This window comes from uncultured Eudoraea sp. (assembly GCF_947258525.1).
In the GTDB taxonomy this organism is placed as follows: Bacteria; Bacteroidota; Bacteroidia; order Flavobacteriales; family Flavobacteriaceae; genus Eudoraea.
This window is the reverse complement of record NZ_CAMYIP010000223.1, coordinates 1-16,486: the sequence shown is the minus strand read 5'-3', so window position 1 is coordinate 16,486 and position 16,486 is coordinate 1. Positions and strand designations below refer to the sequence as shown.

Below are 16,486 nucleotides of genomic sequence, written 5' to 3'. Positions count from 1 at the left end.
TTTTAGAACCAGGGCTTTCTACCTACCTGGTAGGTGTTATAGAAATCCTCATCAGATTTAGTGAGGTAAATAATGCCTTCTACTAATCCTATCATACCACTTATCCACACCATAAATATGCCAATTCCTATGCAGCTAAGAACGAATCCAACAATAGTAATACCTAAGAGGATAAAACCTTCTTTCTGATACCCTAATATGAACTTGTGAACTCCAAAGGCACCTAATACTATACCAAGTATCCCGGCTAGTATTTTTTTGTTATCCGTATCAGTTGCACTTTTTACGCCTTCTGTAAACTCGCTTGCAGTTTTCTTGGCCTCCTCGGCAAAATCACTTGCAGATTCTTTGGCCTCTTCAGCAAATTCTTTAGCCTTTTCTTTTGCTTCTTTGGCAGATTCTTTAGCCTCTTCAGTAAATTCCTTGGCCTTTTCCTTGGCTTCCTTCGCTTTTTCTTTGGCTTTTTCTTTAGCTTTATCAAATGCACCCTCCCCTTTGTCTTCGGGATCCTTGTTTTCTTCAGACATGATTATAAGTGTTGGTTAATACTCTCTTAAATGTAATAATTATTTTGGTATCAGAGAAATGCTTTATCAACTGGTTCCCAAAGTTCTATTTTATTGCCTTCCGGATCCATAATCCATCCAAATTTGCCATATTCGTATTCCTCCATTTCCCCTACAACTGTAACACCTTCCTCCTTTAGTACAGCTAATAGTGCTTCTAAATTCTCAACCCGAAAATTCATCATAAATTCTTTTTTACTGGGTTGAAAATAGGAGGTGTCTTCTTTAAAAGGGCTCCATTGTGTGGAACAATCATTACCTTTTTTGTCTTTCCACCAAAATGTGCATCCGTATTGGTCGGTGTCTAACCCTAAATGGTTATTGTACCAATTTTTTATTTTATCAGGATTCTTGGTTTTAAAGAAAAACCCACCTAATCCGGTTACTCTTTTTTTCATAGGATTATTTTTTCCAGGCTTGTTCGCACTTTTTTATCCATTGCTCTGCGCTCATTTTTGATACTAATTCGCCAATTAATTTATAAGGAATATGGTTTGTGTTTTTAAACCTGATGCAACTTTTGCCCATATCTAATTTGGTTTTTACATGTTTTGGATATTCCGAAACAAACCAGTTCAATAAATCTTTATCACTATAAATACCCATATGATAAAGGGCTATAAAATTTTTTTGGGAGGCAATATTGATAAATGGCAATGGAAGATCCGGATTTACGCGATATCCTGCCGGATACAGCGAATGAGGCACAACATAACCTATCATCCCATAACTCATTTCTTCTTCAAATCCTCCGGGAAGGTTTTTTAGGATAGTTTCTCTTAGCTTTGATATAGGTTGTTTTCTCTCTTCAGGTAGTTCGGAAATATAGTCTTCCGGAGTTTTGGCTTTTGATTGCATAATGATTTTCTTAGCACCCTAAATTTAAGAAAATCTGGCCTTAATTTTGTCTACTATGGTCTGTGCTAATTTTTCCTTACTTTCCATTGTCCACCCCGCCACATGAGGAGAGAGAATAACATTCTCGGCATCAACTAAAAATTGAAAGGCTTCCGGGAGACTTTCCTGAGAAAACATGTCCTCAAAAGAGGCTTTTTCATATTCCAGTACGTCTAATCCGGCTCCTAATATTTTCCCTGATTTTAAAGCCGTTACCAGGTCTTCAGTTACCACACATTTTCCTCTTGCCGTGTTTAACAACCAAAAAGGCTTTTGAAAAGCATTGATAAACTCAGTATTAATCATTCCCAGAGTTTCCGGCGTTTGAGGCACATGAAGGCTAATTATATCAGATTTTTGCTCTAATTCCATTATCCCGACCTGCCTGGCATTTTCATCAGATACTCCTCCTACAATGTCATAGCAAATTACCTCAATATCAAAACCCCTGAGTTTTTTAGCAAAGGCTTTGCCCGTATTGCCATAGCCTATTATGCCCACGGTTTTACCATCCAATTCAGTTCCCCGGTTACCTTCCCTATCCCATCTTCCATTTTTTACTTCGTTGTTGGCTTTCGTCAGTTTATTAAAAAGAGCCAATAATAATCCAAGGGAATGTTCCCCAACAGCGTTGCGATTACCTTCGGGTGCAGCGGCCAAAAATATTCCTTTATCCCGGGCGTAATCCACATCGATATTTTCCAAACCAGACCCAAGTCTGCCAATGAATTTCAGATTTTGGGCTTTCTCTAAAAAGCTTTTGTCTATGGTAAACCTGCTCCTGAGAATAAGCCCGTCATACATGTGAATAGTCTTTTCTACTTCGGATTTGGATGCCGTATATTCTTCAATATTCTCAAAACCGATAGCGTTGAATTGCTCTATAAGCAAAGGATGATTGGTGTCTAAGTGGAGGATTTTCATTCTTTCTTAAATTTTGGGATATTTGGTTTGCGTGATTGGATGCTGTACAGTTCCTGTATGAGCCGTTGTTAACTTTTCAAAGAGCAATAAATGTACTTCTTCATCATCTTTTGTAGACGGACAGTGTTCTACTCCCCTGGGAACAACAATAATTTCACCTTCTTGAACAACCTCTGTCCTGTCCCTGAATTGCATATATAAAGTGCCTTTTAAAACCTGAAAAAGTTCATCCTCATTCTCATGAGAGTGCCAAACAAATTCTCCCTGAATTTTTGCGAGGATTACCTGCATATCATCTACCTGTGCAATCTGATGCGGATGCCATTTATTGGTAAATGCTGCATGCTTTTCTTTTAGATTTATAGCTTTCATCTCTTTTAGTTCAGATTTAATTTATCCATATTAATTCTGTAAATGTTACCCATACCATTTAAAACCTTGTTGGCTTCATTGGTTAGTTCCGGGACTGTTTTAATCCTATCCTCAGGGGCCTTTGCCCTGTCACTGGTAAAGTAAAAATTATTTCTGGGAATATCTATAAACGGACAGTAATCTAACTTGTCTGAGTTAATTACCTCACCTAAATTCTCAGCTTTTTTCCATTTGCCCATTTTATCTTTTTTACTATAATATAAGTCACCTCCACCTAAACCATCTACCCTTCCATACGAACTGAAAATCAATAGCTCTTCATCCGGACTGATAAAAGCATTAAACTCAAAGGTTTTGGTGTTAACAGTAGAATCTAGTGGTATTGGGGCGCTGTACTTACCCTTCGAAAAGGTACTGACAAATATATCTTCTCTTCCAATACCGCCTGTTCGTGTTGCAGTAAAATACAGGTTTCCATTAGAACTTACAGATGGGTAAAATTCATCACCCGGACCGTTTACCAATGTGTCCAGAGCAATAGGGTTACTCCATTTGCCATTTACCTGCTCAGCATACCAGATATTGTAATCTGTTCTGGTACTGTCTTCACCCATGGGCCTGTTAGACGCAAAGAACAATTTACTGCCGTCATCAGCAAAAAATGGTTCAATATCATTGTAATTGCCGGAAAAAGGTAAGATTTCTTTATCTCCCCATCCCACACCTTTCTTCTTTATACTCACCAAACTCCTGATTGTCTGCTTATAATCTCCCAGGGTATAGACCAAATGATTTCCATCTGGTGAAATGGCAATATCTCTTTCATTCAAAGCAGTGGAAATATAATCCAGGCCAAATACTTCGAGCTGTTCCGGATTTAGTTCAAGATCAAACGTTATGTTGTTTTCAGTTTTGCAGCTACTACTGAAAAAGATTAGAACTAAAAGATAAAGTATATGGGTTTTCATAAGGCTAATATTTTTCCTTCTTAATTTCAGGCTGATCTTTTACCTCAAGTTGAAAAATATCATTTCGGGCATAATGTCCAATTACATCAAAATCGAGTTTGTTCAACTTAATTTCTCCCAAATCTATTTCGGCCAAAAGTACCCCAGCCTTATCGTACAAGGGCCCCGCAATAATTTTCCCATTAGGTGCTACTATTATACTGCCTCCGCGACACATTGTTTCGGATTCATCATCAACAAGCGACTTGTAGTTTTTGGGATACATGGATTTGGTAAAATACTGGTTGCAGCCCAGCACGAAACAGCGACCTTCCAGGGCAATATGCTGCATTGTTGAGGTCCATTCTTCCCTGGCATCTGCGGTAGGTGCAATATAAATCTCAACACCTTTGTTATACATAGACATTCTGGCCAGGGGCATATAATTTTCCCAACAGATAAGTCCACCCAACCTGCCTATCTTGGTTTGATACGTGGTTAATGATTCACCGGAAGCCTCTGCCCAGACAATTCTTTCTGTTCCGGTAGGTTTAATTTTTCTATGCGTACCCAGCAATCCGGAATTAGGGGATATATAGAGCATTGAACAGTATAGACTACCACTTATATCATCTTTTTCCGTCACCCCTATAACCAGATAGATCTCATATTTTTTTGAAATATATTCAAGTCTTTTGAGATCTTCACTGTTGGTGTTGAGACTATTCTCATAGTATTCAGCATAAAGCTTGCGGCCCTTTTCCGATCTGCTTCCTATAGTAGCGCCAAATGTAAATCCTCTTGGATACCCGGGGATAAAAGATTCCGGAAATACCAATAAATCACAACCTTTTTCCGCATACTTTTTGGTGATCCTCTCAATTTTAAAAATGGTTTCTGCTTTGTTAAAAAAAACAGGGCTCTCCTGGACTAATCCTACTTTTATTGGCATAGACAAAAATTCTTGAATAGAATTTAAATTAGATTTCGGGGACCCTAAGGTATCCAATTTTAATAAAAAGTGAAGGCTAAATTCCTAAAATAACTTTTGCAATCCAGAAATAAATCAGGATTCCAAAAATATCATTGCTTGTAGTGATAAAAGGTCCAGTGGCAATTGCCGGATCTATACCCCGTTTATCCAGAAACAAAGGAATAAAAGTGCCGATGATCCCGGCTACGATGATTACGACAACAAGGGAAATAGAAATAGCAAGTGCTGCCGGAAAATTACCTTGCCAGAACCATGTAAACAGCAATAGAACCACTCCCAATACAATGCCATTTAAGGTAGCCAGGAGCATTTCTTTTATAAGGCGATTACTAATGCTTCCCTTCAGGTCGTCATTTGCAAGGCCCTGTACTATAATTGCGCTGGATTGCACACCAACATTACCTGCCATAGCTGCAATTAAAGGGGTAAAAAAGAATAAAATAGCATGATTGCTTATCATTTCTTCGAACCCTCCCATGATTGCCGCCGCACCAATACCGCCTAAAAGACCTAAAAACAACCAGGGTAACCGAGCTCTTGTCAAATCCCAAATACTATCATCTGCCTCTACATCCTGCGAGATACCTGCTGCCAGCTGATAGTCTTTCTCGGCTTCTTCTTTTATAACGTCTACAATATCATCAATAGTAATTCTACCAACCAACCTGCCAATCTCATCCACTACGGGAATGGCTTCCAGGTCGTACTTGGACATAATCTTGGCCACCTCCTCGGGCTTTTCGTTTACATTAACACGATCTACTTTTGGAATATAAACATCTTTAATCGGGGATTTTGTAGAGGTCGTCAGCAGATCTTTTAGGGAAAGCCTGCCTATTAGTTTATCATCATCATCTACTACATAAATAGAGTGTACTCTGGTTACATTTTCTGCCTGAGCTCTCATTTCTTTTACGCAGGTAAGCACGTTCCAGTTTTCATTTACCTTTACCAATTCCTTTGCCATAAGTCCACCCGCAGAATCCTCTTTGTAGCGCAGCAGATCTACAATATCCTTTGCATGTTCCCGGTCTTCAATTTCAGAAATTACTTCTTCAACAATTTCCTTGGGTAATTCCCCAACAATATCCGCGGCATCATCGGTATCCAGTTCCTCTAATTCTTCTGCTATTTCTTTGGAAGACAGGTTATTAAGTATGGATTCCCGAACATCATCGTCCAATTCAATAAGTACATCAGAGGTTTTATCACTATCCAGAAGTTTAATAAGATATGTGGCAGACTTTTCGTTAAGATCATTGGCTATTTCTGCAATATCTGCATAGTGAATCTCCTCCATGAAAGATCTTAAATCGTTGTCTTTCCCGGATTCTATAAGCAGCTCAATTTCTGCCAATAGCTCATCTGTGAGTTTAAATGGAGTCATCATCTATCTTCTTAGTCAGCGTGATAAATTGGGCAACAGCCAATTCTTCGGGACGCCGGTCAAAGATAGCATCTTCTTTTAGATTATCAGAAAGGTTAAATATTTTTAAACTGTTTCTTAAGGTCTTTCTGCGCTGGTTAAAGCCAGTCTTTACTACTCTAAAAAATAATTTTTCATCACAGTCCAGCATAAAATTTTCTTTCCTTAAAAGCCTTAATACCCCCGATTCAACTTTTGGAGGAGGCTCAAAAACCTCCGGATTTACGGTGAAAAGATATTCAGCATGATAGAATGCCTGAACCAAAACCGAAAGGATTCCATAGGTTTTATTACCTTCATTAGCACAAATGCGCTGAGCTACTTCTTTTTGGAACATTCCTGAAAATTCGGGAACCCTGTCGCGAACCTCCAATAACCTGAAAACTATTTGCGTAGAGATGTTGTAGGGAAAATTGCCGATAATGGCAAAAGGTTCATTTTTGAATAAAGTTGAAAGGTTATATTTTAGAAAATCGGCCTGGATTATCTCCAGCGAACTATTTAGCTGAAGAATTTCATTGTGTTCCAACTGAAAGCTATGGTTAAGATATATGATAGATTCCTCGTCCAACTCCATGGCTATCAGGTTCGCAGAACGCTGGAGTAAATATTTTGTGAGGACGCCGGTGCCAGGGCCGATTTCAAGTACATTAGTATAGCCCTCCATTGAAAGCGTTTCTGCTATTCGTTTTGCAATTTCTTCATCTTTAAGAAAGTGCTGGCCCAGATATTTTTTGGCTTTAACCGGACTTTCTTCCTGCCTTGTGCTCTTTTTAAACGAACTGTGTTTTTTACGCTTTTTGGCCATTGTCTAATTCGGTTGCTGGGTACTACTTATATAAGCCCATGCAGTTTTTCCGGAGTTCAGGACTACCTTAATTCTTTTATAAGCAGGGCCCTCATATTTATCAGCTTCCAAAATTTCTTTATTACTACACATATAGACCCGGCCATTAACGAAATCTGCAGGCTCTTCTGAGCGATGCATTACAGGGTATACACCAACTACTTTCTCATCAGATAGCTTATAACCTAAAAGAACATCGTTAAAACCGGAAAGTGTTCTTGAAAAAACAGTTAACTGAATATCTTCCTGCTGTAAGGTTCCATAGGTAAACAGGTATTCCGTAGCATTTAATCTATTGTCATTAAATTCTTTTACAACGGCCAGCTCTGTTCTGAAGGCAACAAACTTGTTTCCGAAGTTTTTTGTTACCTCTTCACGCATTCTTTCGGAATCCTCAGCGTAATATTTATCTAAAATTTCCTTGTTTTCAGCAGTGTACTGAATTGAATAAGTAATCCCTCCCATTTCTTCTTCTACCAATACCTTTGCGATCTTTGCATTTATGAATTTCCCCGTCCCCATTACTTCCGGAATATGGGTATCCTTCATCCATTCCAACCATTTATCGTGCACAGATTCATCTATATTAATGGTAACACTGTAGATAATCATACTTTAAATTTTATAATTCAGTATATGAAAATTTTAGTTAATACTATCACCACGCAATATTCTGAAATTTTTACGTGCCTGTGGAAAGTAGTAGCTGTTCTGGTAATTGTATATAATTTTCTCGTAATGCTCTTTAGCTTTCTCGGGTTCATTTAAGATGTGCCTGTAAAGCTCTGCAAGTGCAAAATGAGCATCATCAGCCAAAATATCATTCCCATAAAATTCAACAATTTTTAGATAGTTAAATTCTGCCGCCTCATAATCCTTAACAAGCTCTAAAAGCTCGCCTTGTTTTAGAAGCGCCTCATCTTCTATTTTTTCTCCCTTGTGATTTATTAGAATATCATCTAAGATTTCAATGGCTTCCAGCGTATTCTGTTGATAAGCCAGGAGGTCTGCTCTGGCATATTTTTTTAAAGCAGTCTGAGTTGAATCTTCTAAAGAATTGTCTGAAATTAAAAGGCTTAATTGCATGGCATCGTTTGCAATAAGTTGTGAAGTTGAGCCTCTTAAAACCTTAAGCTGAGTAAATGCCCAATCAAAATCACCTTTGTAAAAACTCGTTTGGGCTACTTTAAATCTTGCATCCTGACCTAAAACGTCATTTTTTAAACTTTTTTGGACCTGGGAAAAATTAATCAGTGCTTCATTGAATTTCTGGTCAAAAACGAGAATGTCTCCAAGGGCAAGTTTAACATAGGCTTTGCTAAAGCGCTCAAGGGGAAGTTCTAAACATTTCTTGAGAATAGCAACAGCTTCCTGGGGTTTACCTTTTTTAAAAGTGAGAAAATTGGAATAGGCAATTTGTAATTGCAAGGTTTGATTTTCATATCCATAAACCTCCATTAGGGACTCAAATTTCTTTTCAACTTCGTCTAGTTGTTTTTTGCCGGCATTCAAAAGTTCAATATCAATGAGATTAAGGCGGGCATTAAGTTTAATAACCGGGTCATTAGAATTTTTGTCTATATAGGTTAGAATTGCCTTTGCATCTTCAATGGCATTATCTTCAATAGCAATATCGGCCAGGCCAATCAAACGCTGAAGCGAAAATGCTCCTGATCTTTTATATATGGCTTTTTCCTGATTGAAGGCACTACTGTATTGTTTTTGTTGTACAAATAACCAGCTCAATATTTCATTCCACAGTATGTCCGGATTCTTTTGAGCCTTTTGTAAAAGAATTTTTTTCAGTTTAAGGTTATTTGGATTTTCCGAATCTGAGTTAATAAAATTATCAAGATTGCGAAGCACATTAATTTGTGTGGCTTTGCCTGCTGAGATTAACTCCAAATACGAATCATACATCCTTTCAATATCTCCCTGTTCTCCATAAATACGTGCCATTTGAAAATTGTAGTCTAACTCCGGATTTAATTCCATCGCTTTCGAGTAAGCTCTAAGCGCGTAGTCTAAAAGGGCATAACGTTGAAACCTGAACCCTATTCCATAGCCATAATTTGGATTTTCCTCTATTTTTGAAAGTGCAATTTCATAATACTCTTTGGCCTTTTCTGTCTGGTCCTGCAACAGGTAATTATACCCCAATTCAATATAAATAGTTGGGTAAGGGTTACGAGATGTAATTTTCTTTAAAAGAAAAGTCTCTGCCTCTTTGTACATTTCCAACTGTTGGTAGCAGGCAATCAGTCCTTCGGTATAATCTGTTCGCCTTGGATTTTTGTCTACCAGATTTTTGTAAAAGACAACCGCTTTCTTGAATTCACCATCGTTGAAATACTGTTTAGCCAAAAAATCTTCTTGTGCTCCTAAATGAAAGGAACAGATAAAACAAATAAATAGTAAGGCAAATCGCATATTGGAAATTTATCAAATTTAACCAAGCTCAGTAAAAAACACTGTCAAAGAAAACATAATATCGCTGAACTGAACTTTTACCATGATTCATTCAATTCCAAAATGGGTAACACATTTTGGGTTTTCCCTCTAATGGTCAATAAACTATAATAAAATCTAATCTATTTTACTAAAACCAGTATAGGGCACCAGGACATCGGGAATATTTATTCCGTCTGCACTCTGGCAATTTTCAAGAATGCCGGCCAAAACTCTTGGCAGGGCCAAAGAGCTTCCATTTAAGGTATGAGCTAATTGTGTTTTTTTATTTTCATCGCGGTAACGCAGCTTTAATCTGTTTGCCTGAAAAGTTTCGAAATTTGAGACAGAACTAATTTCCAGCCAACGGTCCTGGGCAGTTGAAAAAACCTCAAAGTCATAGGTAAGTGCCGAGGTAAAGCCCAGATCACCTGCGCACAGACGTAAAATCCTGAATGGCAGTTTTAATTCCCTTAGGATATTTTTTACATGTTCTACCATGGCATCAAGTGCCAGATACGAATTATCGGGATGTTCTACACGTACTATTTCTACCTTGTCGAACTGGTGCAGGCGGTTGAGCCCCCTTACATGTGCGCCGTAACTACCTGCTTCCCTTCTGAAACAAGGGGTATAGCCAGTATAGCAAATAGGGAAATCATTTTTATCAAGGATGGTATCCCTTAAGACATTTGTAAGAGGTACTTCAGAAGTGGGTATCAGGTAAAGATCATCTTCTGTAACATGATACATCTGACCTTCCTTATCCGGGAGTTGACCAGTACCATATCCGGATGCCTCATTTACCAACAGAGGTACCTGCATTTCCGTATAACCGGCTTCTGTATTCTTATCTAAAAAATAGGCAATTAAAGCACGCTGTAAGCGGGCACCCTTACCTTTGTAAACGGGAAAGCCCGCGCCGGTAATTTTTACACCCAGTTCAAAATCTATGATGTCATATTTTTTCGCCAGTTCCCAATGTGGTTGAGCATCACTGCTTAGTACGGGAATGTCTCCCTCGCGAAATACTTCTTCATTATCTTCCTCGGTATTTCCTGCAGGAACAGATTCATGGGGGACATTTGGAATTTGATAGAGCGCATCCTCCAGCTCATTTGCAACAACATTTAGTTCTTCAGTTAGTCTTTTAGAATCGTCTTTTAGCTGTGTAGTCTTTTGCTTAATTTGATTTGCTTCCTCTGCTTTCCCACTTTTAAAAAGGACACCAATCTCTTTGGAAAGTTTATTGCCTTCGGCAAGTATATTATCCAGATCTGTTTGCAGTGCGCGTCTTTTTTCATCGAGGCCAAGTACCTTATTTAAATGAAATTCCGCATCAAAATTGCGTTTTTTCAGAGCTTTCGCAATCTGATCTTTATTTGTCCGTAAGACTTGTAACTGCAACATGTTGAGATGTTTTAAGCCGCAAATTTAGGGTTAATTGATTAATGTATCAATGTGGGGAAGCAACAATTTATTTATTCTTCCACATTAAATTAATTAGCTGAGATAAGTACTATTCGGCAGAAGCTTCTTTGGCTTTAGTTTCGTGGGAAGGAAGGATCCAGTTATGATGTTTGAAATGATCCCAGGGTTCTGCGGCCAGATCTACTTCCGGATCAATAAAGGGTTTAAATTTACTGCCATTTACACGGACTCTTGAGTTTACATAAACGGAAATAGCTGCACCATCTTTGGAGTATATCTTTTTTAGGCGTTGTGCAAATTGCCAAATAAAATCCGGATAAGCGGCAATCCTTGCTTTCTGCTTCTTCGAAAGATAGTCATTGACGTTTACATTTATGATATTGCCATTGTCATTATTTATAACTTTGAAACTTATTATGCCAGACCTGCTTCTCAACATCATCCGCCAACTCAATCTGTGACCTTCTTCAGTCCAAAGAACATCATCTTTTATAAAATAATGTCTTACAGGAAGAATTAGTTGAACCATAAAGTAAATTCCGAATCCAGCTATAAAAAGGTTTTTGTAGGCAGGGAAATTTATTTGAGAAGATTGGAAGGAAGGCTTCTTTTTAAAGAAAAGTTTTCTTATCGTCTCAGGTTCAAAAAAGAATACCGTAAAGGCCAGCGCAAGGTAAGGAAAGATCCCAATTTGAAATACTATTGAATTGAAAAGGTGAAAGAATATGGCGAAGGTAAAAGCTATTTTTCTGCTGGGTTTCCATAGCAAAGCGGGAACTATTAGTAAATCGAACATAATTCCCATTGTTGAAATCACTTTATGCACCCAGGATTCCTGTAACAAATCCCCTATGAGCCAATAATGAGCTTTGTCTCGCATCAAAATTTGCACAAAACTAAAATCTAGCCAATCTGCATATAATTTTGCCAGGGCTGCATAGGTATAAACGATAAAAAGTTGAAGTACAATAGTCCATTTTACATAGCTGTACACACTTTCACTCCTTATCTGCGGCCTGGCCCGAGCATCTAATGAATATGCCTGGTTGGCAGGAAAAAAACACATTATCAGGGAAATCAGCACCAGTAAATAATAATGATTGTTGTAGGAAGTTTTTTGCATCAGGTACACTGCGGTCCAGAGCAGCGTAAATAAAATAATGCTAAATCTGTACTTATACCCAAGAGCAATGAATATTCCCAGTGTACCCATAATAAAAAAGTAGAAATACATACCGTATCCCGGTAAGGGTTGCAGCCATTCAAAACCAATAAAAGAAAAGGTAAACTCAGGCTCTATTAAAGTTCTCCGTACCCATCCGGTAAGTATGGCTCCATAGCATTCCAGGCTAATGAGGATGCCTAAAAATATGCGAAAAATGATTAAGGGACTATTGTCTGTTCTTTTAAAGAAAAAATCATTAAACATCTAGCTAGAAATTATGGCTATTGAAGTTTGTTTGTCTTTCAGCAATTGTGTTTTAAGTTCTTCCAATGAGTTAAACTTATGTTCATCGCGAATGCGCTGAAGAATATCTACTTGAATATTTTCTCCGTAAATATCGGATTTAAAATCAAAAAAATGGATTTCAATGCTCTTTGAGGAACCATCAACGGTTGGATTAAAACCAATGTTCATCATTCCGTAAAAAAGCTTGTCATTAAGGATACTTTTAACTACATAAACTCCATTTTTAGGAATGAGTTTATATTTTTCTTTGATAAATAAATTTGCCGTTGGGAAATTCAATTGTCTGCCAAGACCTTTCCCCTTTTTAACATCGCCCGTTAGCATATAGTTATAACCCAGGTATTCATTTGCGGTCTTCATATCGCCATCTATAATCGCATTTCTGATTTTTGTAGAACTTACAGAAACATCATCTATTTCCTGTGCTGCAATTTCTTCCACTTCAAAATTTAAGGTATTTCCAAACGCGATAAGATCCTGGATATTTGCATTTCTGTTTCTTCCAAAGCGGTGGTCATAACCGATAATAATTTTTTTTGCTTTTAATTCATTCACAAGGATATCCCGAACAAATTCGGTAGAAGACAGGCGTGAAAATTCGAGCGTAAAGGGATGAATTATTAGGTAATCCAGGCCAATACGATCTAAAATTTTGATTTTTTCCTGTATGGTATTAAGAAGCCGTATTTCGGTATCTTTTTGTAAAACCATTCTGGGATGCGGGAAAAAAGTTAGTACCGTAGATCGCAAACCTGTATTTTTGGCATCATTTATGAGGCGTTCAAGTATTTTTCTATGACCTATGTGAACACCGTCAAAAGTGCCTATGGTTATAGCAGTAGGGTGCTTTTTATCGTAATTGGAAATGCTTTGAACTGTGACCACACAAATAAAATAATAAAAAGGCTTATTTTTAAAAGTTTAAAATTCCCTTGATGCTAACAAAACTACGTCTAGTTTTATCAATTACCATAATTTTTCTCTCCTTTTACGGATCTGCGCAATCCAAATATTGGGGCCAGGAGTTGGGACCTAGTAAGATAGCTTCACCTTCTCTATCCAATCCGGACGTAACTAAAGTTAAGGTTTTTCAATTGGACCAGGCATCTTTATATGAGGAACTTTTATCTATTTCTACGCTAAAGAATGATAAAGGAATAGTTTATTTTCCGGATATCAAAGGGAAATTAAGAGGGTTTAGAATTTCAGAAAATGCCGTCTTGTCACCGGAATTGTCCAAAAAATATCCTGGTATAAAGTCTTACTCGGGTTATAGCATGGATGGTAATGAAGATCGTATTCGTTTTAGTATATCACATAAGGGTGTCCAAAGCATGATTGTTCATTCAGGAAGTGAAAAGACAACTTTCATGGAAAAAGCCCTTGCCGAAGAGAGCACTTATGTTGTTTACGACAGGAGTTTATATTCAAAACTAGATAGTGAGTTCATATGTTATACAGAATCGGCATTTGAAAAAAGTATCAATGGTTCTGCTTCCAAACTGGTGGATGATCAGGTGCTGAGGAAATACAGATTAGCAGTTTCCGCAACAGGTGAATATACCGAATTTCACGGGGGTACGATACCCGATGCACTCGCGGCCATAAATGCCACGCTTACAAGGGTGAACCAGGTTTTTGAAACCGATTTAGGTGTTACACTGGAATTGATCGCCAATACAGATTTGGTAATTTTTACAGATCCGGATACAGACCCATACGGAGGAAATTTGAATTCAGAGGTTCAAAGTACGCTTACTTCAACAATTGGCGAAGCAAATTATGACGTGGGTCATTTATTTCATGAAGATACCGATGGAGGTAATGCAGGTTTCATAGGGTCTGTGTGCAGAGATAACCAAAAAGGGAGTGCATACGCTGCTGCTCTAAATCCACAAGGTGATATCTTTGATCTCGATTTTGTAGCTCATGAATTGGGACACCAATTTGGTGCAAATCATACCTGGTCTTTTGAATCAGAAGGTACTTTGGTACAGGCCGAACCGGGTACGGGAACGACAATTATGGGATATGCCGGCATAATACCCGGAGAAAATGTAGCACCGGACGGGGATGACTATTTTCATTACTACAGCATATTTCAAATTATAGAATATCTTCAGACTACAAGTTGTGGCGAGCTTACGCCCCTAATAAACAATCCTCCTGTTATTAACCCAATAGGGGATTACATTATTCCCAAAGGAACACCCTTTGTTTTAAGAGGAAATGCCATAGATCCCGATACTACAGATGTACTTACCTATGCATGGGAACAAATAGATGATGGCGTGGTTACGACAGCTAACTTTGGACCCGACAATCCAAGCGGAGCAAACTTCAGATCGCTTAGGCCTGCTACGGATACCAATAGATATTTTCCAAAATTATCGGAGGTCATCCAGGGCAACTTAACACAAACCAATCCGCCAATTAATTCTGCCTGGGAAACCGTTTCCAATGTGGAACGGGAAATGAACTTCGCCTTAACTGTCAGGGATAATGCTGTAGGAGGAGGGCAGGTAGCATCAGAATTGGTAAAACTTAATGTTATAAACAGTGCGGGACCATTTGTGGTAACCTCTCAAAATACGACAGAAACTTATACAGCAGGAACTGTACAAACAATTAGCTGGGATGTTGCCAACACCAACCAAACACCAATAAATACTCAAGAGGTAGATATATTTCTGTCAACAGATGGAGGCCTTAGTTTTCCAATACTGGTAGCTGCAGCCGTTCCAAACGATGGGAGTCATGAAGTTATTATTCCCGGCAATAGTACTACAACCGGTCGTTTTATGGTTAAGGGTACAGACAATATCTTCTTCAGCATTAATTCTTCTGATTTTATTATTGAGGATTCTGAAATTATCTTGAATTTTGCCGATCTCAATCATAGTGTTTGTGAGCCCAATGATCTAGTAATACCTTTTATATATGATACATATTGAGGATTTAATGAAGATGTTACCTTCAGTGCACTGGGTATGCCTCCCGGCCTTACGGCAGTTTTTACACCTCCGACCGAGACGGCTAACAATAAGCCGGTTTCTATTACATTTTCAAATACAGATCTTGTGACTCCCGGGGAATATCCTGTGAATATTACGGCCACATCCCTGAGCCTCACGAAAGATGTAGCTTTAAATATTACGATTAGTGATGCAAACTTCTCAGATGTTATTTTACAGACTCCAATAGATACGGCTACAGAAGTAGGCTTGCAACAGCAACTTGTATGGGAGTTAGATTCCAGGTACAGTGCATACGATATAGAAATTGCAACAGATGTATTGTTTACTACAGTTATTGAATCTGCGAATGATATTATTTTTAACACCTATTTACCACAAAATTTACAGGAAGAAACCACGTATTTCTGGAGGGTAAAACCAAAAAATTCTTGTGGGGAAGGTACCTTTGGTACGCCATTCAGTTTTACAACCATAACCATAAGTTGCGATATTGAAATAGCCAAAGACTTACCTGTGAATATAAGCTCTATTGGTACGCCAACGGTAACTTCAAAAATTACATTCTTAAATGATTTACCTGTTACGGATGTAAATGTCGGCCTGGAATTGGAACACAGCTTTCTGGCAGATCTTATAATTAGTATTACTTCGCCCCAGGGAACAGAGGTTATTTTAACTTCTAACTCTTGTGGAGAATTGGAAAATATTGATGCAGTTTTTGATGATAACGGAGATCCTTTTGTATGTAGCAGCGGAGGAGTAGCAATTAGTGGAACAGTAAGTCCATTGGGTTCATTGGCCTCATTTAATGGCGAATCATCTTTTGGCGAATGGATATTGACTGTTACTGACACTGCACCGGCTGATGGAGGTACAATAAATAATTTTTTCCTGGAAATCTGTGGTGAAGGTGAATTGAGACCCGATGACGATGCAGATGGTGTTTTTGATGATGGGGATGACCGTTGTCTGGGAACTGCTCCGGGAACTGAGGTGGATGCAGATGGCTGTGCCGTTTACCGTTTTGCCACAGATAATTTTAACCTGGCAATAGAAAGTGAATCCTGCATAACCAATGATAACGGATCATTTGAATTAACTGCCGTCATGTCTATGGATTACACAGTTAATGTATTGGGTAACGGCTTGAATATTACGGAGGACTTTATAAATGTTTATGAACTG

16 protein-coding genes are annotated in these 16,486 nt (G+C 38.2%); 2 read left to right on the top strand and 14 right to left on the bottom strand.

The genetic code is table 11. The features are described 5' to 3' along the window. Window positions 1-2: 2 nt before the first annotated feature. The 14 genes from Q0X89_RS17250 to Q0X89_RS17180 all read right to left on the bottom strand — a co-directional run bounded on the left by Q0X89_RS17250 (window position 3) and on the right by Q0X89_RS17180 (window position 13,208). Window positions 3-527, bottom strand: a complete 525-nt coding sequence (locus Q0X89_RS17250) for a TM2 domain-containing protein (RefSeq protein ID WP_297696497.1) — start codon at window positions 525-527, stop codon at window positions 3-5. A gap of 50 nt (window positions 528-577) precedes the next feature. Next, window positions 578-964 (bottom strand): VOC family protein, encoded by a 387-nt coding sequence (locus Q0X89_RS17245; protein WP_297696495.1) that lies wholly within the window; start codon window positions 962-964, stop codon window positions 578-580. A 4-nt stretch (window positions 965-968) separates the two neighbouring features. Beyond that, window positions 969-1,424 carry a DUF1801 domain-containing protein gene (locus Q0X89_RS17240; protein ID WP_297696493.1) on the bottom strand — a complete coding sequence of 152 codons (456 nt, stop codon included), beginning with the start codon at window positions 1,422-1,424 and terminating at the stop codon, window positions 969-971. 24 nt (window positions 1,425-1,448) lie between these two features. Beyond that, complete coding sequence (locus Q0X89_RS17235; protein WP_297696491.1) at window positions 1,449-2,387, bottom strand: 2-hydroxyacid dehydrogenase; 939 nt, start codon at window positions 2,385-2,387, stop codon at window positions 1,449-1,451. A gap of 6 nt (window positions 2,388-2,393) precedes the next feature. Further along, window positions 2,394-2,759, bottom strand: coding sequence for a cupin domain-containing protein (locus Q0X89_RS17230; protein ID WP_297696489.1), 366 nt, complete (start codon window positions 2,757-2,759; stop codon window positions 2,394-2,396). Between the two features lie 5 nt (window positions 2,760-2,764). Beyond that, window positions 2,765-3,727: an exo-alpha-sialidase gene (locus Q0X89_RS17225; RefSeq protein WP_297696487.1), complete on the bottom strand. Its 963-nt coding sequence runs from the start codon at window positions 3,725-3,727 to the stop codon at window positions 2,765-2,767. 4 nt (window positions 3,728-3,731) lie between these two features. After that, on the bottom strand, window positions 3,732-4,658 hold the full coding sequence (locus Q0X89_RS17220; RefSeq protein WP_297696485.1) for a carbon-nitrogen hydrolase family protein: 927 nt from the start codon (window positions 4,656-4,658) through the stop codon (window positions 3,732-3,734). 76 nt (window positions 4,659-4,734) lie between these two features. Further along, window positions 4,735-6,087 carry a magnesium transporter gene (mgtE, locus tag Q0X89_RS17215; protein ID WP_297696523.1) on the bottom strand — a complete coding sequence of 451 codons (1,353 nt, stop codon included), beginning with the start codon at window positions 6,085-6,087 and terminating at the stop codon, window positions 4,735-4,737. Then, on the bottom strand, window positions 6,074-6,934 hold the full coding sequence (rsmA, locus tag Q0X89_RS17210) for a 16S rRNA (adenine(1518)-N(6)/adenine(1519)-N(6))-dimethyltransferase RsmA (RefSeq protein WP_297696483.1): 861 nt from the start codon (window positions 6,932-6,934) through the stop codon (window positions 6,074-6,076). Before rsmA ends, mgtE begins: the two co-directional genes overlap by 14 nt. A 3-nt stretch (window positions 6,935-6,937) precedes the next feature. Continuing rightward, window positions 6,938-7,585: a DUF4286 family protein gene (locus Q0X89_RS18120; RefSeq protein WP_367177075.1), complete on the bottom strand. Its 648-nt coding sequence runs from the start codon at window positions 7,583-7,585 to the stop codon at window positions 6,938-6,940. A 33-nt stretch (window positions 7,586-7,618) separates the two neighbouring features. Further along, complete coding sequence (locus tag Q0X89_RS17195; protein ID WP_297696481.1) at window positions 7,619-9,403, bottom strand: tetratricopeptide repeat protein; 1,785 nt, start codon at window positions 9,401-9,403, stop codon at window positions 7,619-7,621. A 156-nt stretch (window positions 9,404-9,559) separates the two neighbouring features. After that, window positions 9,560-10,831 carry a serine--tRNA ligase gene (serS, locus tag Q0X89_RS17190; protein ID WP_297696479.1) on the bottom strand — a complete coding sequence of 424 codons (1,272 nt, stop codon included), beginning with the start codon at window positions 10,829-10,831 and terminating at the stop codon, window positions 9,560-9,562. Window positions 10,832-10,940: 109 nt separating this feature from the next. Continuing rightward, entirely contained in the window at window positions 10,941-12,281 is a 1,341-nt protein-coding gene (locus Q0X89_RS17185) for an HTTM domain-containing protein (RefSeq protein ID WP_297696477.1), read from the bottom strand. Further along, entirely contained in the window at window positions 12,282-13,208 is a 927-nt protein-coding gene (locus tag Q0X89_RS17180) for a bifunctional riboflavin kinase/FAD synthetase (protein ID WP_297696475.1), read from the bottom strand. It lies immediately after the preceding gene. A 50-nt stretch (window positions 13,209-13,258) separates the two neighbouring features. Between Q0X89_RS17180 and Q0X89_RS17175 the strand changes: the two genes are divergently transcribed. Together Q0X89_RS17175 and Q0X89_RS17170 are read left to right on the top strand one after the other, a co-directional pair. Continuing rightward, complete coding sequence (locus Q0X89_RS17175) at window positions 13,259-15,277, top strand: reprolysin-like metallopeptidase (RefSeq protein WP_297696473.1); 2,019 nt, start codon at window positions 13,259-13,261, stop codon at window positions 15,275-15,277. Between the two features lie 36 nt (window positions 15,278-15,313). After that, window positions 15,314-16,486, top strand: a 1,173-nt coding sequence (locus tag Q0X89_RS17170; RefSeq protein WP_297696471.1) for a proprotein convertase P-domain-containing protein, incomplete at its 3' end; no start/stop codon positions are given.